Genomic DNA, 17,903 nt, shown 5'->3' on the forward strand with positions numbered 1-17,903 from the left:
AAGGGTGACAGCCGTCTGCACCCGGCGCTGACGGCGCAGGCGCGAAACCACGGTCCAAATGTCCCTGCGCAGTACGCGATCCACCGATTCCGCCCGATTCAGCGAGGCTCAGCGTGCCCCTGCCCTACTATATATTGATGCAGGCTTTGGTGAAACCCAAAAGACACGCTTTATGTGGCAGGACTACATCAACTTGCGGCGGCGGGTGACGCGGATGTCGAGATCGGTGATCTTCTTGCGCAGGGTGTTGCGGTTGATGCCCAGCAGATCGGCGCATTTCGCCTGGTTGCCGGCTGTTGCATCCAGCGCGATCTCGATCAGCGGCAGTTCCACCTCGCGCAGGATGCGTTGATACACACCTGCCGGGGGCAGCTGGCCGCCGTGCAGATCAAAGTAGCGCTTCAGGTGCCGGGCGACGGACGCCGACAGCTTTTCACCTTCGCCGCCGCCTTTCAGCGGTTCGGCGGCGGGCTGATTGCCCAGCACCTGTTCAACCTCGGCTTTGGCGATCTCGGCCTCGGAAGACGTCACCAGCAGGCGACGCAGGGTGTTTTCCAGCTGACGGACGTTGCCGGGCCAGCTGTAGGCGCGCACCAGATCGCGCGCGTCGTTGGACAGGCGCCGCACGGCGCCCATGTCACGCTCGCCCTTGGCAAGGAAATGTTCGGCCAGCAGTGGGATGTCGTCCACCCGTTCACGCAGCGAGGGGACGTGCAACACCACACCGCCAAGACGGTAGAACAGGTCCGACCGGAAGGCGCCGCTTTCCATGCGGCTGGCAAGGTCGATCTGGCTGGTGGACATCACACGCGGCGCGTTATCGCCCAGAAGGTCAAGCATCCTGACCACGCGGGCCTGGGTGTCATCGTCGTAATCGGCCACCTCGTCGAACACGATGGAGCCGCCGCGGGCGCGAGCCAAAAGGGTGGAAGGGCCGTCTATGCCTTGCAGATCGCCCGCCTGGGCGACGACGTAGGGCAAGGTGCGGCGGTCGGAAAAGTCGTGGATGGCGCGCGCGATCAGCGACTTGCCGGTGCCGGATTCGCCGGTGACAAGAACCGAAAGATCGGTGTTCATCACCCGCGCCACCAACCGGTAGAGCGACTGCATCGCCGCCGTTCGCCCGACCAGCGGCAGATCGTCGCCGGCTTCGCGCGGCGGCACCACGATTTTCGGCGAGCGGCGCTTTTGGTCCAGCGCGCGGGCCGAGCGTTTCATCAGATCGGGCAGATCGAACGGCTTTGGCAGGTAGTCGAAGGCCTCGGCCTCGGCGGCCTGAATGGCGGTCATGATGGTGTTTTGCGCGGAAATCACGATCACCGGGAGGCCTGGACGCATCTTGGCGATGCGCGGCAAGGCATCAAGGCCATTGCCATCAGGCATGATCACGTCGCTGATCACCAGATCGCCCTTGCCCTCTTCGATCCAGCGCATCAGCGTCATCAGGCTGCTGGTCGCATGAACCTTGCAACCTGCCCGCGTCAGCGCCTGGGTCAGCACCGTGCGGATCGTGCGGTCGTCATCCGCAACCAATACCGTTCCATCCATTACGGGGCCTCCTTCAAGGGTTTCAGCTTGTCTTTTGGCGCCATCGGCAGCGACACCCGAAATGCGGTGCGGCCGGGGGAAGAATCCACCGATATCCAGCCCTCGTGATCAGTGATGATCTTGGACACGAGGGCGAGGCCGAGCCCGGTGCCGTTTTCGCGACCTGAGACGAAGGGTTCGAAGATCTCGGCGGCGATTTCGGGTGGAATGCCGGGGCCATCATCGATGATCTCGATCTGCAGTGGCAGGGCGGCGGGGGCACCTTCCTTGCGGCGCAAGCGCAGAGAAAGGTCATAAAAGGTGTGCAGCCGGATCGTGCCGCCCTTGGAGCAAGCCTCGGCCGCGTTCTTGATCAGGTTCAGGAACACCTGCATCAGCTGGTCCTTGTCGGCGAAGGTGAAGGGCAGCGAGGGGTCGTAATCCTCGACAATCGTCATGTGGGCGGCAAAACCGACGAGCGCCGACTTGCGCGCCCGGTCAAGCGCGTCATGCAGATTGACCGGCTTGCGGTCCGGCGGGCGGATATTGCCGAACTGTTCCACCTGTTCCAGAAGCTTTACGATGCGGCGGGTTTCCTCGACGATGAGGTCGGTCAACTCCTGGTCTTCGGGCGTGAGGCCCATCGACAAAAGCTGTGCGGCCCCCGATATGCCCGCCAGCGGGTTCTTGATTTCATGCGCCAGCATCTCGGCCATGCCGATGGCCGAGCGGGCGGCGGATTTAACCCCCATGGAGCGGCCCATCCGATCCGCAATTTCGCGCGGCGACAGGATGATCATCACCACGTCAGGATTGTCATGCATCGGCGCGAGATGGATGGTGCATTGCACGGGGGGGCGTTCGCCAGTGGTCACGTCCACATCGTTGATGTTGAGTGGCGACTGGTTGGCGCGGGCCCGCGCAAGGGCCTCTTCCATCGGCGCGTCGATCAACAGCCGGTCAAAGGCGGGCTGGCCCCGCACGGCGCGGTCAGAAGCGTTGAGAAAGGTTTCTGCCGCCGGATTGACGTCAAGAATGCGGTTGGCGGCATCGATCAGCAATGTGGGCATCGGCAGCGAGGCCCAGATCACCCCCGGCACCGGATAGGGCAAGCGGTAGGGCGTCATGCCGCAAGCTCCATCTCGGCGAAGGTGTCGCGGATCATCCTGGTGACTTCGGTTGGGTCAGTCGCGGTGAGGATGGCTTCGCGGGCGTGGTCCAGCCCCGCTTCCTCCAGATACCAGCCGAGGTGTTTGCGGGCCATCCGCAGGCCAAGATCGCGGCCGTAAAAGCCCAGCATGTCGTCATAGTGCTGCAAGATCATATCGGCCAAAGCCGCACCTTCGGGGATGCGCGGCGCGGGGGTGCCGTAAAGCTCATGCGCCACCTCGGCCAGCCGCCATGGTGCGCCTTGCACCCCGCGCCCGATCATAACGCCGTCCGCACCCGAAAGGTGCAGCGCGGTGGTGGCGGTGGAGCTGTCGACGATGTCGCCGTTGGCGATGACGGGGATGCTAACGGCGTCTTTCACCGCGCGGATGGCAGCCCAGTTGGCAGCCCCCTTGTAGAACTGACAGCGGGTGCGACCATGGATCGTGATCATCTGGATGCCCGCGGCTTCGGCGCGCGCGGCAAGGATGGGGGCATTGTGCAGGGTGTCATCCCAGCCCAGCCGGGTTTTCAGCGTGACGGGCACGTTGACCGCCTGCACCACAGCCTCGATCAGATTCAACGCAAGATCGAGATCGCGTAGCAAGGCCGATCCGCACAGGCCGGTTGTCACCCGCTTGGACGGGCAGCCCATGTTGATGTCGATCACCCGCGCACCCTGCGCTTCGACAAAGCGGGCGGCTTCGGCCATCCAGTAGGGTTCGCGTCCGGCAAGTTGCACTGAAGTCGCCTGATCCTCGAACCCAAGTTCGGCGCGGGCGCGGGCTTCGGGACGGGCGCGGACCACCTCTTCGGATGCCACCATTTCGCTGACCACGAGTCCGGCCCCAAAGCGCGCGACCAAACGGCGAAACGGCAGATCGGTGATGCCGGCCAGCGGTGCCAACAGCACCGGCGGGTCGATGCAGACCGATCCGAGGGTTATGGGAAGACGGGCGAGAGACAACTGCCTAATCCTTGTGCGCACGAGTTCACAGCTAGTGGCCCCGCACCAAGGGGCCAAGCCAACCGAAGCAGATAATGACGGAAAAACGTGCGATGCACAAATTTTAGGCTAACCTGCCCGATCCAGTGCCAGATTGTCATGCGCCGCGTCGTGACCTAGACAGAAGCGGCACAGCAATGCCGGGGCACCTATCGCCATGACCACAGCCGTCATCATCGTCGCCGCAGGGCGCGGCAGCCGCGTAGGGGGCCCGGTTCCCAAGCAATGGCAACCGCTTGGCGGGCAGCCGGTTCTGGCACACACGCTGGCCGCGTTTGCTGGGATGATGCGGGTGCTGGTGATCCACCCGGACGATCGTGCGCGGGCCGAAGCGCTGGACACGGACGTACTGCTGGTCGACGGCGGAGCGACGCGCGACGCATCGGTGCGGGCGGCGCTGGAGGCGCTGGTGGGCAAGGGTGTGACGCAGGTGCTGATCCATGACGGGGCGCGGCCCTTTCCGTCGGCGGCGTTGATCGCGCGACTGCGGGCGGCGCTGGCTAATGCCCCCGGTGCGGCCCCCGCACTGGCGGTGACCGACGCGCTGTGGCGCGGCGACAACGGCTTGGTTGCGGGCACGCAGGACCGCCAGGGATTGCACCGCGCGCAGACGCCGCAGGGCTTTCGCTTTGATGCGATCCTTGCTGCGCACCGTGCCCACCCCGGTGGCGCGGCGGATGACGTCGAGGTGGCGCGCGCGGCGGGCCTTGACGTCACCATCGTCGAGGGGGATGAAACCAACCTGAAACTGACCTTTCCCGGCGATTTCGCACGGGCCGAGGCGATATTGCGGGGCCGTCAGATGGATGTGAGGCTGGGCAATGGCTATGACGTGCATGCCTTTACCGAGGGCGACCATGTCTGGCTGTGTGGGGTGAAGATACCGCATCACAAGGGGTTGCTGGGCCATTCCGATGCCGACGTGGGCATGCATGCGCTGACCGACGCGATCTACGGCGCGCTGGCCGAGGGGGACATTGGCCGCCATTTCCCCCCCAGCGACCCACAGTGGAAGGGGGCGGCCAGCCATATCTTTCTGTCCCATGCGGCGGGTTTGATGGCGGCGCGCGGATACCGGCTGGCCAATTGCGATGTGACACTGGTGTGCGAACGCCCAAAGATCGGCCCGCATGCGATTGCCATGCAAACGGAATTGGCGCGGATCATGGCTGTGGATGTGGGGCTGGTTTCAGTGAAGGCCACCACGTCAGAGCGGCTGGGCTTCACCGGGCGTGAAGAAGGCATCGCCGCCATTGCGACCGCAGCACTGGTGCGGACATGAGCCGCTGGCTGAGCATCTTCTTCGGCGTCGGGCTGATGCGCCCCGCCCCCGGCACCTGGGGGTCGGCGGCGGCAATCCTGCTGGGGCTGATGATCGACCGGACCTTTGGCGTGTTTGCCTTGCTGGGGGCGACCGTGGCGATCACCGCCCTTGGCTTTTGGGCCTGCGGGCGGGAACTGCGCGACCGGCCCGGAGCCGACCCCGGCGAGATCGTGATCGACGAGGTGGCTGGGCAATGGATCGCGCTGCTGTTCCCGGCGTTTGCGTTCTGGCACCGAGGGCTTGACGATTGGGCCTATGTGGCCTGGCCCGGATGGGTGGCGGCGTTCCTGTTTTTCCGGTTGTTCGACATCTGGAAACCGTGGATCATCGGCTGGGCCGACCGGCGCGAGGATGCGGCGGGGGTTATGCTTGATGACCTGATCGCAGGCGTCTTTGCCGGGTTTGCAGTGATGCTGGCAGCAGGCATCGCACATGGGGTGTTGCTGAGATGACGGCGGCGGCGTTGTTGCAAGCGGCCCGGTTCTGGGGAATGCGCATCGCCACGGCGGAAAGTTGCACGGGCGGCATGGTCGCGGCGGCGCTGACCGACGTGGCGGGGTCATCCGACGTGTTCGACCGGGGGTTTGTGACCTATTCGAATGGCGCCAAGACCGACATGCTGGGCGTGCGGGTTGGGACGCTGGCCGCACATGGTGCTGTATCCGAACCGGTGGCCCGCGAAATGGCCGACGGGGCGCTGGCGCATTCAGCCGCGACGCTGGCGGTATCCATCACCGGCATTGCCGGACCGGGCGGGTCAGAGACAAAGCCCGAGGGCCGGGTATGCTTTGGGCTGGCCAAGCACGGGATGCCGACCTGGACCGAAACGGTGGAGTTTGGCGCGGTTGGCCGTGACAAGGTGCGCAAGGCCGCGACCAAACATGCACTGGCGCTGTTGGCGCATGCCCTGACCTGATGCGCAGTTGCGCCGGGCGAGAAGCCGCAGAAGTTTGGTAGTGCAAAGATTTCTGCCTGTTGCAGATAATTGGTCGCGTCTTGCGCGCCTGTGCGCAAGCATCGTCCGGCGAGGCGTCAGATCAGTTTTGGGCCGTAAAGCTCGGCCGCCCGGCGTTCGAACGCGCGCACGACGCGGATCATCGCATCGTTGAACACGACACCGATGATGCCTTGCAGCAGGGCATTGCGAAATTCGAAGTCGACGTAGAAATCCACTTCGCAGCCGCCTTCGATGTCACGGAACGACCAGGTGGATTTCATGTGGCGAAACGGGCCTTCAAGATATTCGGTTTCAATCCTCTTTGGTTCCGGCCAGAGGGTTACGCGGCTGCCGAAGCGTTCGCGGAATACCTTGAAGCTGATCACGAGATCGGCCTCCATCACTTCGCCCGCGCCGCTTGGGCCGCCATCGATCGGCGCGCGGGACCGGATGCGTGCAGCCGAATTCCATGGCAGGAACTTTGGGTATGACGCCACGTCGGCCACCAGATCATACATCTGTTGGGCGGTGTAGGGCAGGCGCTTGGTTTCATTGTGCGTAGGCATGAAGCGGATACATGAGCGGCTGATCGGAGCCACCCATGTCGCGTGTCGGATGCAGAAGATCAAGGGGAGGCTTGTCGCGACGTATCGCGTAGCCTGTGTTGTAACGCTTCCGCCTGATTGCAGGCGGCGGCCGGTTCGGGCTGTGCCGCTGGCGAGAGTGTCGGCATTAGAACGGACATGGTAAAGACCAGGTGTTTCATGCTCAAATGCTTCTCCTTATACATCGACAGCCTGGCGGTGGGCATCAACCGCCCAAGCCTGAATTTCTGCAAGGATACCGAATGCCCGACCGCCCCTATCAGATTGACCAGATGATCAGTGCCAAGGCCATTGCCGCCCGGGTAGAGGCTTTGGCGCGGGAGATCACCACGCATTTCGCAGGCACCGACAAGCTGGTGGTTGTAGGCTTGTTGCGGGGATCTTTCGTGTTCATCGCCGATCTGGTGCGCGAAATTGATCTGCCGGTAGAGGTGGATTTTCTGGAAGCGTCGTCCTACGGCGATGCGCTGCATTCCAGCCGCGAGGTGCGAATTCTAAAGGACTTGCGCGGCGAAATTGCCGGGCGCGATGTGCTGGTGGTGGAAGATATCGTCGATACGGGGTTTACGCTGCAGCATGTGAAAAGGCTGCTCGAAGCGCGCGAACCAAAGCGGCTGGAGGTCTGTGTGCTGTTGGACAAGCCGTCCCGGCGCGAGGTGCCGATCAGGGCCACATGGACCGGCTTTGAAATCCCCGACGAATTTGTCGTCGGCTATGGTATTGACTACGCACAGCGAAACCGCAACCTGCCGTACATCGGCAAAGTGCGCTTTGCCGGACAGGAGCCACTGGGGAGCGGCGCATGAATTACCTGGGCTGGCTGCTGCGCGCCAAGCGTTGGGCGCAAAATCCGCCTTCCGAGGGGCGGGTGAAGCTGGTGTTCGGCGTGGTTGCCGTCTGCCTTTTGATTGTGGCGTACGAGTGGGTGTTCGGTTGGCCGGAATGGCTGGTGGTCGACAACCTGAAGACGAAACCGTGATTGGACACCGGGACCCTTCGCGATAGGGTCGCCACAGATTTACAGTTGGGGTTTGATCATGCGATTTTTGCGTTGGCTTGTGGTGTTGGGGGTGATTGGCGCGGCTGCACTGTGGTTTCTGGCCCGTCCGGCACCGTTGGCGGAAAGCGATGTGGCGGGATTTACCGGAGATGCGGCCAAGGGTGAGGCTGTGTTCTGGGCGACAGGCTGTGCGTCCTGCCACATGGCACCCGATGCCAAGGGCGACGCGCAACTGGTGTTGGCGGGTGGGCAGCGGTTTCCGTCAGATTTCGGGACTTTTGTCGCACCCAACATATCCTCTGACCCGACCCATGGCATCGGCAGCTGGAGCCTTCTGAACCTAGCCAACGCCATCACCAAGGGCGTGTCGCCTGAGGGCGAGCATTACTTCCCTGCCCTGCCCTATGCAGCCTATTCCAAGATGCAGATGCAGGATGTGGCTGACTTGTACGCTTTCCTGAAGACCCTGCCTGCCGATCCCACACCAAGTGCCGCGCATGAATTGATGTTTCCATTCTCTTTCCGGGAATCAGTCGGGGTTTGGAAGCTGTTGTTCCTGAACAAGGATTGGGCGGTGGCAGGCAATCTGACGCCCACCGCTGACCGGGGCCGCTACATCGCCGAGGCGATGGCGCATTGCGGCGAATGCCACACACCGCGCAACCTTTTGGGCGGGCTGGACCGGTCGCGTTGGCTGGCCGGTGCGCCGAACCCCTCGGGCCAAGGGCGGATCCCCAATATCACGCCGGCCAAGCTGACCTGGCCGGAGGCCGACATCGTGGCCTACCTGACCACGGGCTTCACACCAGAGTATGACTCGGTGGGCGGACTCATGGCGCATGTCGTTGAAAACTTGGCGCGCCTGCCAGAAAGCGACCGGGTGGCGGTGGCAGAGTACCTGAAGCGAGTGGCGCCCGCAGAATGATCCTGATCGGACAATACGACAGCCCCTTTGTGCGCCGCGTCGGCATTGCGCTGACGCTGTATGGTCTGGCGTTCGAACATCAACCGCTGTCGGTTTTTGGCGATGCAGATGCGGTCCGGGCGCTGAACCCGCTGATGCGGGTGCCAGCTCTGGTGCTGGACGATGGATTTGTGCTGACCGACAGTCACATGATCTTGGATTACATCGACAGTCTGGTGCCGGAGGGGGACGCGATGTTTCCACGCACGGAACCGGATCGTCACCGCGCGTTGAAGGTGGCGGCTTTGGCGACCGGGCTTGCCGACAAGGCGGTCAGCCTGTTCTACGAACGCGCCTTGCACAGCGTGACATCTGCCACATGGGAAGACCGTTGCCGGGCACAGATTGTATCAGTGTTGGGTGCACTTGAGGCTGACCGCGCCGCCCGGCCCGGCCCATGGTGGTTCGGGCCCCGGATCGGCCATGCCGACATCGCGGTGGCTTGCGCGTTGCGCTTTGCTGGTGACGCGCATCCCGGCTTGATCGACCCGAAGTCCACCCCGGCACTGGCGGCTCATGCTGCGGCATGTGAGGCCATGCCGGTGTTTCAGCAGATTTCGCAGCCCTTTGTTAGACCGGCATGATCGAGCAGTTGTACGACTGATCGCGCCGCCCCAGCAGGGCGGGCGTTTTCTATTAAGACGGACCGGACCCTGCGTGCGGCTGCAAGCCCCATACCAGATCTAAGCCTTTGAATTTATGTCGATATGCCCATCTACTGATGCAGCGCCGGTGACCGTTGCCTGTGAAGGGCTGATTGGGCTTGTGGAGGAAATACTTTTGCAACGCAGGTCTGCCACCGACGGCAGCGCGTCCGAATTCGGTTGTAAGCGAAACTCGTACGCGGCGCCAATTGCAGATCCATGCCATTGCCTTGGCGTCGTTAGGGTGGCTAGCACCGAGGTCCAACGCTTCGAAGGAATTGACGATGAAACATACAATTTTGCTTGCAGCCGCCGCGGCCCTGTTCGCGTTTGGCGCGGTGGCGCAGGAGGCCGAAGATTCATTTGCCGATGCAGTGGAAATGCGCCACGGGCTGATGCTGCAGATGGCCACCGATGCCGCCAATCTTGGTGGCATGGCCAAGGGCGAGTTGGCCTATGACGCTGGCAAAGCCAGCCGGTCTGCCGCAAACATTGCGGCAATCGCGTCGGTGCTCAGCATGGACCAGTTCCCCGCCGGGTCGGAATATCAGGCAGCGACCGACAGCTATGCATTGCCTGCGATCTGGGCCACGCCGGACGACTTTCTGGCAAAGATCGCCGACCTGAACAGCGCGGCGGGCGCGCTGAAGCTGGCCGCCGCAACCGATCTGGACGGTCTGAAAGCCGGGATGGGGCAGCTGGGCGCGGCCTGCTCGGCTTGCCACAAGGCCTATCGCCAGCCGGAAGAGTGAGGAATTCGCGGCCCCGCCCTCATTGTCGGCAGGGCCGCACAAAAACCCGGTGCTCGGTCGCCTTGCTGACCGCAAACCAGTCGCGTTCGCTATGCCATGAGCTACCGATCGGACACAGTTTTCCAGAATGAAGTGACGCACCGCTGATCTTGGCGGCCTGACGTGCTATTGTGGCAGCATTAAAGTTCACTTTGGCATTGTGGAAAATCAAATGCGTGTCACGACCCCAGCGATCTTGTTGTTCGCCAGCCTATCAAGCCCGGTTCTGGCGCTCGATTTCGGCAACGGTTTCTCCCTGAACGGGAATGTGGAACTGGAATACTTGGCCAGCGACGGTGACGACTTCAGCCTGGGCTGGGTCGACGCAACCCTCGGTTGGCGCAGTCAGGCGGGCGGCGCTGTTGGCTTCGGGTTTGATCTGGCGCTCGACGGCGCCAAGGAACTGGAAAGCGGTGAGGAGTTCTCGGCTTTCTGGGGTGGCCTCGTCGTCACGACTGCGGCGGGCGACTTCACTGTAGGTGCCCCCCGCCCTGTGTTGGATGTCTTGTATGATACACCAAAGCTGGGGGGCAGTACCCTCTACGACCTGCAGATACAGCAGTTCAGCGGACCTTTGGCGTCATATTTGGTGAAACAGTCCGACGTCAATGCCTATGGCATCAGCTTCATCGGCACCGCTGGCGATCTGAGATACGGGGTCTATTACAGCCAGGTCGAAGGCGAGGATGCAGACATCGTCCAGGTGGCTGGCAGTTACAGACTTGGGAACACGCTGATTCAAGGTGGCGCAGAAGTGATCACGCTTGGGTCTTCTGACGACATAACCACGGTGCTGCTGGCTGCGACGCACGACTTCGACCGCTTTTCCATCGGCGCGGCGCTAAGCGATATCAGCAGCTCCGGTGCACCGTTCGACGGTCAGACCATCAAGCTGTTCGGTGACTATCAGGTGACCGATGCGCTGACGCTGGGCGTGCAGATCGTCAGCATCGATACCGCGATCGACGCGACGCTGTATGGGGTGAGCGGTGAATACGGGTTCGGAAGGGGTGGATACGCCCGGCTGGGCGCATTCGATTCGGATCAGGGCAGTGACCAAGCGATCTTTGACGCCGCCGTCGGTTTCCGGTTCTAGCGCCTTGCAACGGGCGGGGTCAGCCTCGCCCGAGCCGTGCCAGCCGCGCCGCACGCAACTGCGCGAAATCATCCCCCGCATGGTAGGACGACCGCGTCAGCGGCGTGGCGGACACCATGAGGAAGCCTTTGCCGTAAGCCGCCGCCTCATAAGCCTTGAATTCGTCAGGCGTGACGAACCGGTCCACCCGGTGGTGTTTCGGGGTGGGTTGCAGATACTGGCCGATGGTCAGGAAATCGACATCTGCCGCGCGCATGTCATCCATCACCTGCAGCACCGATTGACGATCTTCGCCAAGGCCAACCATGATGCCGGATTTGGTGAACATCGTGGGGTCGAGCTCCTTCACCCGCTGCAACAGACGCAGGCTGTGAAAGTACCGCGCGCCCGGCCGCACTTCGGGGTAAAGTCCGGGCACGGTTTCAAGATTGTGGTTCAGAACGTCAGGGCGCGCCGCGACCACAGCTTCAAGCGCATCCGGCCCGCATTTCAGGAAATCGGGGATCAGCACTTCGATGGTGGTGTTGGGCGCACGATGCCGGATCGCGCGGATGGTCTGCGCGAAGTGATCGGCCCCGCCATCATCAAGATCGTCGCGGTCAACGCTGGTGACGACGACATGGTTCAGCCCAAGCTCGGCTACCGCATGCGCCACGCGCCCCGGCTCGAATGCATCCAGCGTCTGTGGCTTGCCGGTCGCCACGTTGCAAAAGGTGCAGCCGCGGGTGCAGATTTCGCCCATGATCATCATCGTGGCGTGGCCCTGCGACCAGCATTCGCCAACGTTGGGGCAGCCGGCCTCTTCGCAGACTGTCACCAGCTTTTTCTCACGCAGAATGTCGCGGGTGCGTTTGTATCCTTCTGACGTCGGGGCCTTGACCCTGATCCAGTCCGGCTTTTTTGGCTGCAAGTTGTCAGCCCGATGTGCCTTTTCGGGGTGCCGGTCTTCGGGAATCCTGAGATCACGCACCATTTTTCCCCTTAAGTCACTCTCTTGCTCCGACATAGGCCGATATGGCCAACCAGGCAACCATTGCGACAGGCGGTGGACGCATGGCAGGCATCGCAATAGTGGTGGGCTGTGACACATCAGGCCCAGACAACAGCAGAGATCATGTCGAAAAAATGACTGCCGAAGCTCTGGGGCCCTTCATCCTCGTGCTGTTCGGCTGCCGCTCGGCGGTGCTGATGAGGGCACAGATCGGGATGCTGGGGATCAGCCTTGCATTCGGTCTGGCCATCTTCGCTGCGGCTTACGGGCTTGGGGCGATTTCCGGTGCGCATCTCAATCCGGCAGTTTCGCTGGGCATTGTGGCCGCCGGACGCATGTCGGTGGCTGAGTTCCTGGGCTATGCGGTGGCGCAGACCATTGGTGCCATTCTCGGCGTGGGCGTGGTGTATCTGATTGCGTCAGGCAAGGCGGATTATGTGCTGGCGACCAAAGGTCTGGGAAAGAACGGCTATGGTGCCGGCTATCTTGGCGAGTATTCGCTGAGTGCTGCGCTGGTGTTCGAGGCGGTGATGACCTTTATCTTCGTGACGGTCATTCTTGGCGCGACCGGTTCAGGGGCGGCCCCGGGCTTTGCCGGACTTGCGATCGGGCTGACGCTTGCGGCGATTCACCTCGTTGGCATCAACGTGACGGGTGTGTCAGTGAACCCGGCGCGATCGATCGGGTCAGCAGTCTTTGTTGGCGGCACTGCACTGGCGCAGCTTTGGGTGTTCATCGTGGCCCCATTGGCAGGTGGGCTGGTGGCAGGCCGTGTCTACAAGGCCGGGGTAACGCGCGCCGCATGAACGGACGGCTTGTCATGTGATGGCGCGGGCGGTTCTTGTGCTGATCTGACAGATCGGCGTATCGCCTTTTCGCCACCTCGGCTTGATCCAGATCACGGTGGCGGCTAGATCGGCGCGGTAGCAGCCGCAACGACCTGGCGCGAAAGTCCCGACGATGTCCCTTGCCGAAATCAGCCTCGCGATCCTTGTCTTGTTGGTGACGCCGGGGCCAACCAACACGTTGTTGTTCATTGCGGGCAGCGAACGGGGCGCAGGCCGGGCATTGCGCCTGATCCCGGCTGAACTGGCGGGTTACCTCGCCGCCGTAGTGCCGCTGATGTTCGTCGGGGCGGCTTTGATCGCTTGGGTGCCCTTTGCACGGCAAGGCATCATGTTGGTCGCCTCGCTTTGGGTGGCGGTGCTGGCGGTGCGGCTTTTCCGGTTGCCAGGGACAGGGGGTGCCCAAGCCGCGATCACTGCGCGGGCCGTGTTTGTCACCACGCTTTTGAACCCAAAAGCGTTTATTTTCGGACTGGTGCTGCTGCCGGGGCCAACGGCGCAGATCAATCTCATGATTTTTGTCGGCCTGGTCATTCTGGTCGCGGCCGGATGGGCCACTGCAGGGGCTGCTGTGATGCGCAGCACCGGAACCGCCATTCCAGTGCTGCGCCGCGTTGCCGCGGTTTGGCTGGCGGTCGTTTCGGCCTCGCTGTTGCTGCGCGGCCTTGTGACCTGAAGGTGACGATCAGCCGATCAGTGGCCCCGACCGGCCGTAGGTTTCGTCGTAGTGCCGCCGCAGGCGTTGCAGGGCGATACGCAGCACGATCTTGCCCGAACGTGCCGCCCAGCCCATGCGTTTTTCCGCAACCTCAAGCCCTTCGAGGAAGCAGCAGCAGCGCAGTGCCACGTCACCAAGACCGGGGCCAAGATCACGCAATGCCACGGCCACCCGGGCCCGCGCCTGCCCAGGACCCTCGCCCATGCCACCGTCTGGCTGGAACGCGCCACGGTCGCCACCAGTTAGAAACCGGTCCCAGTTTTGCGCCACGCGGGGCCCCATCTGGGCAAGTTCAAAGTCTTCGCGCAACCGCTCAGCCGCGTGCACAAGGTCTGGCTCCAGAAACGGTTTGCCGTCCTTGTCACGCCGCCGACCCAGCACCCCGATCGGGCTTTCGGCCATGTTGTAGCGCACCCGGCGCGGGCCTTCGTCGTCGATGACATCGCGTTCCCCCCAGACGCGGTGCTGGTCGCCAAAGGGGGTCGCTGCCTCGGACATGCCCTGGCGACGGTTGTCTTCCTCATCGATCATCCGTTTAAGGGCAGCCCGCCCGACTGAGGTGATCTCGTAGGTCGAGACACGCCCGGCCTTACGACAGGCGATCCAGTCCTTCAGCGTGAAAGCCTGTGCCACGGCGCGGTCAAGAACCCCGGTGCGCATGTTGCGACCATCCGGGAATTCACGCAGGACCACTGCCTTTTCCATCTCTGGTGCAATGGCCATCACGGCCCCCGGTTCGGCCAGACGCCGCAGAATACGCCGGCCTTCACGGGCCAGGGCGGATTCGTCGACAGAGGCGTTGGGCTGGCGCGGATGGATTGACATGCTTGGGGTTTCCTCTTGGGCTGGATCAGATTGAACCGCGCCAGTAATCCGGGAAAAAGCGGCAAGCGCCTCGTCCAGCAATGGATCATCGCGGCGGTTTTCATAGCGGCGCACTTGCCGCATGATGGTGGACGCATGCCGCCCCTCGCGTCGGGCAAGAGCCCGCAGAGAGTGCCCATCCTCCGTATGGTCGAGGTAAAGGCGTACAGCGGGGGGAAGCCAGTCAGGCAGATGGGCGTGGGTCAGTTCAGGCAAATCAAACGTCCCGTTCTTGCATCCACCCGCATGTTGCCGCTTGGTCCAGCCTTGGACATCTGCAACCTTGGGTGGAATTGGTTACCTGATCGTTAACTTTTGGTCTGTGTTAACAATTGTCGGAATTCGCTAAAGGATCTGGTAACCTCCGTTCGCTGAATCATGGTGAAACGCAACGCCCGATTGTTCTGATGCATGGTGCACTCGTCCAGAAACGGAGTGCCTTGAATGTCGGATTTTCGTACTGTCCTTGCCAATCTGCGCCGCCCGCGTTTGCTGATGCATGCCGCACGCTTTGGGCTTGGCGACTACCGTAGGGACCGGGATTTGCGCCGCCTGGTCAGGTGCGAACATTCACCGGAAAGGACCGTCCCGAACCTGCTTGATCAGGAAGAGGAACTTGTGGCAACGAGGGTGCGCGGCGATGCGGCCTACTCCGTTGCACGCCATATAGACGTGCTGATCGCGCTTTTGGCCGAAGCGCGGCTGTTGCCACGGCAAGGCGCCGTCTGATCGCGCCAGCGCAAATGCAAAGGGGCGGTCACCCGCCCCTTTGACACCACGACGAGATGGCAATCAGACGAAAGCGTCCGGCATCTCGGACTTGCGCTTGGCGACATAGGCGTTCAGCGCCTCGTGAATACCCTCGTCCAGGGCGGGTTGCTGATAGTCGGCAAGCTGCTTCTTGACCCGTTCGGCGGCAAGCGTCTGGGTGTCGCGCGCACCCTCTTCGGCCCAGGTTTCGAACGGCTTGTAGTCGAACAGATCAGACCGCCAGAATGCACTTTTGAAGTTGGCCTGGGTATGCTCGCAACCAAGGAAGTGCCCACCAGGGCCGACCTCTCGCAAGGCGTCCATCGCCTGACCGTTGGTGTCCATGATCACACCTTGGGCAAGGTGATGCAGGGTGCCAAGCTGATCGGCATCCATCACGAATTTCTCATAGCTCGACACCAGGCCGCCTTCCAGCCAGCCGCAGGCATGCAACATGAAGTTCACGCCCGCCAGCAGCGCCATGTTGAGGCTGTTCGCCGTTTCATAGGCCGCCTGCGCATCCGGCAGTTTCGAGCCGCAGAAGCTGCCGCCAGATCGGTACGGCAGGTTCAAACGCCGTGCCAGCTGCCCCGCGCCATAAGTGATATGCGCAGCCTCAGGTGTACCGAAGGTTGGAGCGCCGGAGTTCATGTCGATGCTGGTCACAAATGCGCCAAAGATCACCGGCGCGCCGGGGCGCACCAGTTGCGAATAGGCGACGCCCGCCAAAACCTCGGCCAGAACCTGGGTCAAAGTACCTGCCACCGTGACCGGAGCCATCGCCCCGCCGACGATGAACGGGCTGATGATGGCCGCCTGATTGGCTTTGGCATAGACTTCCAGCGCGCCCATCATGATGCCGTCGAATGTGAGCGGGCTGTTGATGTTGATCAGGCTGGTCATCACAGTGTTCTGATCAACGAAATCGTCGCCAAACAGAATTTTGGACATCGCCACAGAATCTTCGGCGCGCGAGGGTTCGGTGACCGAACCCATGTAGGGCTTGTCGCTCAACACCATATGCGACAGCAGCATGTCGAGATGCCGCTTGTTCACCGGCACGTCGGTTGGCTCGCACACCGTGCCGCCGGAATGATGCAGCCATTTCGACATGTATCCCAGCTTCACGAAGTTCTGGAAATCGGCGATCGTGGCATAGCGCCGACCACCTTCGATATCGCGCACGAACGGGGGGCCGTAGACCGGCGCCAGCACCAGATTGCGGCCACCGACCTCGACTTTGCGTTCGGGGTTGCGGGCGTGCTGGGTAAAAGCGGATGGGGCCGTGGCGCAAAGTTTACGGGCCAGACCGCGTGGGATACGCACCCGTTCGCCCTTCACATCGGCCCCGGCTGCGCGCCACAGGTCAAGTGCGCCGGGGTTGTCGATGAAGTTTACGCCGATTTCTTCCAGAACAGTATCCGCGTTCCATTCAATGATCTGCAGCGCTTCTTCGTTCAGAATCTCGAAGTTCGGGATGTTGCGGGTGATGAAGCGCGCGGTCTCAAGGCTTACCGCCGTGCGCTCTGCCCGCCGCGCCTGCCCGCCGCCACCCCGTGCCCTGCGCCCTGCAACTTCGTTCATCCGATCCTCCTAAGCTTTGCAGTCCTTATGGCGACAAAACCGTCCGGCCTGATCCCCGATTGCGGCGCTTGCGCGCAAAAAGCGACACCGGCCATGGCCAAAAACGACGCGCTTTCCTCTTCCCCAAGTATCCCACGGGGGTGCGGGGGTGTGTAACCCCCGCTTCTGCCGTTGCCGCCTCTTGCGAAACGCAATTTCAGACGGTACGCGAGGCCATGACACAACCCCAGCATGACCGCCTTCTGATCATCGACTTCGGCTCTCAGGTGACGCAGCTGATTGCGCGTCGGCTGCGCGAGCTGAACGTCTATTGTGAAATCCATCCCTTCAACCGTGTCGATGATGCGTTCCTGAAGGCGTTTGCGCCCAAGGCCATAATCTTTTCCGGCGGCCCCGCGTCGGTCTTTGCCGACGGTGCACCAATGCCGCCTGCCGGTGCGTTTACGGCGGGCGTGCCGATTCTCGGCATCTGTTATGGTCAACAGGTGATGATGCACTGCCTTGGCGGCAAGGTGGAACGCGGCCATGGCACGGCGGAATTCGGCCGCGCTTACGTCACGCCGACCGATCTGACGCACCCTATCCTCGCCGGCTGGTTCCGGCCCGAAGACGGCCCCCTTGCGCGCGAGCAGGTGTGGATGAGCCATGGCGATCATGTCTCTGAAATCGCGCCAGGTTTTGCTGTCTACGGCACCTCCCCCAACGCGCCGTTCGCCATCACTGCCGACCCCGCGCGACATTTCTATGCGGTGCAATTCCACCCCGAGGTGCATCACACCCCGAAAGGTGCACGCCTGTACGAGAACTTCGTCAAGCTGGCCGGCTTCAAGGGCGACTGGACGATGGGGGCCTACCGCGAGGAAGCCATCGCCAAAATCCGCGCGCAGGTTGGCGACGCCAAGGTGATCTGCGGGTTGTCGGGTGGCGTCGACAGCTCGGTCGCCGCCGTGCTGATCCATGAGGCGATCGGGGCGCAACTGACCTGCGTCTTTGTTGATCACGGCTTGTTGCGGCTGGGCGAGGCTGAACAGGTCGTGTCGATGTTCCGCGACACCTACAACATCCCGCTGATCCATGCTGATGAAAGCGCCCTGTTTCTTGGCGCGCT

At 62.4% G+C, this 17,903-nt stretch carries 20 protein-coding genes; 13 read left to right on the forward strand and 7 right to left on the reverse strand.

Annotation, left to right across the window (positions count from 1 at the left end; translation table 11 throughout):
- Window positions 1–183 precede the first annotated feature (183 nt).
- From RMO18_RS19440 to dusB, 3 genes are read right to left on the reverse strand one after another with little or no spacing between them, the layout of a single operon-like run.
- Window positions 184–1,548 carry a response regulator gene (locus RMO18_RS19440; RefSeq protein ID WP_309668172.1) on the reverse strand — a complete coding sequence of 455 codons (1,365 nt, stop codon included), beginning with the start codon at window positions 1,546–1,548 and terminating at the stop codon, window positions 184–186.
- Entirely contained in the window at window positions 1,548–2,654 is a 1,107-nt protein-coding gene (locus RMO18_RS19445) for an ATP-binding protein (protein ID WP_309668173.1), read from the reverse strand. Before RMO18_RS19445 ends, RMO18_RS19440 begins: the two co-directional genes overlap by 1 nt.
- The gene (gene dusB / locus RMO18_RS19450) at window positions 2,651–3,643 is read right to left on the reverse strand and encodes a tRNA dihydrouridine synthase DusB (RefSeq protein WP_309668174.1); all 993 of its coding nucleotides are present in this window, start codon (window positions 3,641–3,643) and stop codon (window positions 2,651–2,653) included. The genes RMO18_RS19445 and dusB overlap by 4 nt, the downstream gene beginning before the upstream one ends.
- Window positions 3,644–3,839: 196 nt before the next feature.
- Here dusB and RMO18_RS19455 point away from each other — a divergent pair, with 196 nt between their 5' ends.
- The 3 genes from RMO18_RS19455 to RMO18_RS19465 are packed head-to-tail and all read left to right on the forward strand — an operon-like array spanning window position 3,840 to window position 5,922.
- Complete coding sequence (locus RMO18_RS19455) at window positions 3,840–4,964, forward strand: bifunctional 2-C-methyl-D-erythritol 4-phosphate cytidylyltransferase/2-C-methyl-D-erythritol 2,4-cyclodiphosphate synthase (protein WP_309668175.1); 1,125 nt, start codon at window positions 3,840–3,842, stop codon at window positions 4,962–4,964.
- Window positions 4,961–5,458: a phosphatidylglycerophosphatase A gene (locus RMO18_RS19460; protein ID WP_309668176.1), complete on the forward strand. Its 498-nt coding sequence runs from the start codon at window positions 4,961–4,963 to the stop codon at window positions 5,456–5,458. The genes RMO18_RS19455 and RMO18_RS19460 overlap by 4 nt, the downstream gene beginning before the upstream one ends.
- Entirely contained in the window at window positions 5,455–5,922 is a 468-nt protein-coding gene (locus tag RMO18_RS19465) for a nicotinamide-nucleotide amidohydrolase family protein (protein WP_309668177.1), read from the forward strand. The genes RMO18_RS19460 and RMO18_RS19465 overlap by 4 nt, the downstream gene beginning before the upstream one ends.
- Before the next feature lie 116 nt (window positions 5,923–6,038).
- On the opposite strand, the gene RMO18_RS19470 is transcribed toward RMO18_RS19465, so the two are convergent.
- On the reverse strand, window positions 6,039–6,509 hold the full coding sequence (locus tag RMO18_RS19470; RefSeq protein WP_309668178.1) for a type II toxin-antitoxin system RatA family toxin: 471 nt from the start codon (window positions 6,507–6,509) through the stop codon (window positions 6,039–6,041).
- A gap of 281 nt (window positions 6,510–6,790) precedes the next feature.
- On the opposite strand from RMO18_RS19470, the gene hpt reads away from it, so the two are divergent.
- The 6 genes from hpt (at window position 6,791) to RMO18_RS19500 (ending at window position 11,043) form a co-directional block, all read left to right on the forward strand.
- On the forward strand, window positions 6,791–7,354 hold the full coding sequence (gene hpt / locus RMO18_RS19475) for a hypoxanthine phosphoribosyltransferase (RefSeq protein ID WP_309668179.1): 564 nt from the start codon (window positions 6,791–6,793) through the stop codon (window positions 7,352–7,354).
- A complete protein-coding gene (locus tag RMO18_RS19480) occupies window positions 7,351–7,527 on the forward strand; it encodes a hypothetical protein (protein ID WP_309668180.1) in 177 nt (58 codons plus the stop codon). The genes hpt and RMO18_RS19480 overlap by 4 nt, the downstream gene beginning before the upstream one ends.
- Before the next feature lie 58 nt (window positions 7,528–7,585).
- Window positions 7,586–8,473, forward strand: coding sequence for a cytochrome c (locus RMO18_RS19485; protein WP_309668181.1), 888 nt, complete (start codon window positions 7,586–7,588; stop codon window positions 8,471–8,473).
- Window positions 8,470–9,096, forward strand: a complete 627-nt coding sequence (locus RMO18_RS19490; RefSeq protein ID WP_309668182.1) for a glutathione S-transferase N-terminal domain-containing protein — start codon at window positions 8,470–8,472, stop codon at window positions 9,094–9,096. The genes RMO18_RS19485 and RMO18_RS19490 overlap by 4 nt, the downstream gene beginning before the upstream one ends.
- 344 nt (window positions 9,097–9,440) lie before the next feature.
- Window positions 9,441–9,908 (forward strand): cytochrome c, encoded by a 468-nt coding sequence (locus RMO18_RS19495; RefSeq protein WP_309668183.1) that lies wholly within the window; start codon window positions 9,441–9,443, stop codon window positions 9,906–9,908.
- Between the two features lie 211 nt (window positions 9,909–10,119).
- Window positions 10,120–11,043, forward strand: coding sequence for a porin (locus RMO18_RS19500; RefSeq protein WP_309668184.1), 924 nt, complete (start codon window positions 10,120–10,122; stop codon window positions 11,041–11,043).
- 19 nt (window positions 11,044–11,062) lie between these two features.
- Here the strand turns inward: RMO18_RS19500 and lipA are convergent, their stop codons facing one another.
- Window positions 11,063–12,049, reverse strand: coding sequence for a lipoyl synthase (gene lipA, locus RMO18_RS19505; protein WP_309668185.1), 987 nt, complete (start codon window positions 12,047–12,049; stop codon window positions 11,063–11,065).
- A 47-nt stretch (window positions 12,050–12,096) separates the two neighbouring features.
- On the opposite strand from lipA, the gene RMO18_RS19510 reads away from it, so the two are divergent.
- Complete coding sequence (locus RMO18_RS19510) at window positions 12,097–12,840, forward strand: aquaporin (protein WP_405054110.1); 744 nt, start codon at window positions 12,097–12,099, stop codon at window positions 12,838–12,840.
- Between the two features lie 154 nt (window positions 12,841–12,994).
- Window positions 12,995–13,555 carry a hypothetical protein gene (locus RMO18_RS19515; protein ID WP_309668186.1) on the forward strand — a complete coding sequence of 187 codons (561 nt, stop codon included), beginning with the start codon at window positions 12,995–12,997 and terminating at the stop codon, window positions 13,553–13,555.
- Between the two features lie 9 nt (window positions 13,556–13,564).
- Here the strand turns inward: RMO18_RS19515 and RMO18_RS19520 are convergent, their stop codons facing one another.
- Window positions 13,565–14,545 carry a DUF6456 domain-containing protein gene (locus RMO18_RS19520; RefSeq protein WP_309668187.1) on the reverse strand — a complete coding sequence of 327 codons (981 nt, stop codon included), beginning with the start codon at window positions 14,543–14,545 and terminating at the stop codon, window positions 13,565–13,567.
- A gap of 360 nt (window positions 14,546–14,905) precedes the next feature.
- Between RMO18_RS19520 and RMO18_RS19525 the strand changes: the two genes are divergently transcribed.
- On the forward strand, window positions 14,906–15,190 hold the full coding sequence (locus tag RMO18_RS19525) for a DUF6477 family protein (RefSeq protein WP_309668188.1): 285 nt from the start codon (window positions 14,906–14,908) through the stop codon (window positions 15,188–15,190).
- Between the two features lie 63 nt (window positions 15,191–15,253).
- On the opposite strand, the gene RMO18_RS19530 is transcribed toward RMO18_RS19525, so the two are convergent.
- A complete protein-coding gene (locus RMO18_RS19530) occupies window positions 15,254–16,795 on the reverse strand; it encodes a trimethylamine methyltransferase family protein (protein ID WP_309668189.1) in 1,542 nt (513 codons plus the stop codon).
- Window positions 16,796–17,010: 215 nt separating this feature from the next.
- On the opposite strand from RMO18_RS19530, the gene guaA reads away from it, so the two are divergent.
- The coding region (gene guaA, locus RMO18_RS19535; RefSeq protein WP_309668190.1) for a glutamine-hydrolyzing GMP synthase at window positions 17,011–17,903 on the forward strand (893 nt) is incomplete at its 3' end.

This window comes from Tabrizicola sp., from assembly GCF_031377265.1.
In the GTDB taxonomy this organism is placed as follows: Bacteria; Pseudomonadota; Alphaproteobacteria; order Rhodobacterales; family Rhodobacteraceae; genus JAUYQR01.

Bases quoted from the DNA above. Each gene is read 5' to 3' on its own strand.
- RMO18_RS19440 (WP_309668172.1), bottom strand. From the start codon at position 1,548: ATGGATGGAACGGTATTGGTTGCGGATGACGACCGCACGATCCGCACG.
- RMO18_RS19445 (WP_309668173.1), bottom strand. From the start codon at position 2,654: ATGACGCCCTACCGCTTGCCCTATCCGGTGCCGGGGGTGATCTGGGCC.
- RMO18_RS19455 (WP_309668175.1), top strand. From the start codon at position 3,840: ATGACCACAGCCGTCATCATCGTCGCCGCAGGGCGCGGCAGCCGCGTA.
- RMO18_RS19460 (WP_309668176.1), top strand. From the start codon at position 4,961: ATGAGCCGCTGGCTGAGCATCTTCTTCGGCGTCGGGCTGATGCGCCCC.
- RMO18_RS19465 (WP_309668177.1), top strand. From the start codon at position 5,455: ATGACGGCGGCGGCGTTGTTGCAAGCGGCCCGGTTCTGGGGAATGCGC.
- RMO18_RS19470 (WP_309668178.1), bottom strand. From the start codon at position 6,509: ATGCCTACGCACAATGAAACCAAGCGCCTGCCCTACACCGCCCAACAG.
- hpt (WP_309668179.1), top strand. From the start codon at position 6,791: ATGCCCGACCGCCCCTATCAGATTGACCAGATGATCAGTGCCAAGGCC.
- RMO18_RS19480 (WP_309668180.1), top strand. From the start codon at position 7,351: ATGAATTACCTGGGCTGGCTGCTGCGCGCCAAGCGTTGGGCGCAAAAT.
- RMO18_RS19485 (WP_309668181.1), top strand. From the start codon at position 7,586: ATGCGATTTTTGCGTTGGCTTGTGGTGTTGGGGGTGATTGGCGCGGCT.
- RMO18_RS19490 (WP_309668182.1), top strand. From the start codon at position 8,470: ATGATCCTGATCGGACAATACGACAGCCCCTTTGTGCGCCGCGTCGGC.
- RMO18_RS19495 (WP_309668183.1), top strand. From the start codon at position 9,441: ATGAAACATACAATTTTGCTTGCAGCCGCCGCGGCCCTGTTCGCGTTT.
- RMO18_RS19500 (WP_309668184.1), top strand. From the start codon at position 10,120: ATGCGTGTCACGACCCCAGCGATCTTGTTGTTCGCCAGCCTATCAAGC.
- lipA (WP_309668185.1), bottom strand. From the start codon at position 12,049: ATGTCGGAGCAAGAGAGTGACTTAAGGGGAAAAATGGTGCGTGATCTC.
- RMO18_RS19510 (WP_405054110.1), top strand. From the start codon at position 12,097: ATGGCAGGCATCGCAATAGTGGTGGGCTGTGACACATCAGGCCCAGAC.
- RMO18_RS19515 (WP_309668186.1), top strand. From the start codon at position 12,995: ATGTCCCTTGCCGAAATCAGCCTCGCGATCCTTGTCTTGTTGGTGACG.
- RMO18_RS19520 (WP_309668187.1), bottom strand. From the start codon at position 14,545: ATGCGGCAAGTGCGCCGCTATGAAAACCGCCGCGATGATCCATTGCTG.
- RMO18_RS19525 (WP_309668188.1), top strand. From the start codon at position 14,906: ATGTCGGATTTTCGTACTGTCCTTGCCAATCTGCGCCGCCCGCGTTTG.
- RMO18_RS19530 (WP_309668189.1), bottom strand. From the start codon at position 16,795: ATGAACGAAGTTGCAGGGCGCAGGGCACGGGGTGGCGGCGGGCAGGCG.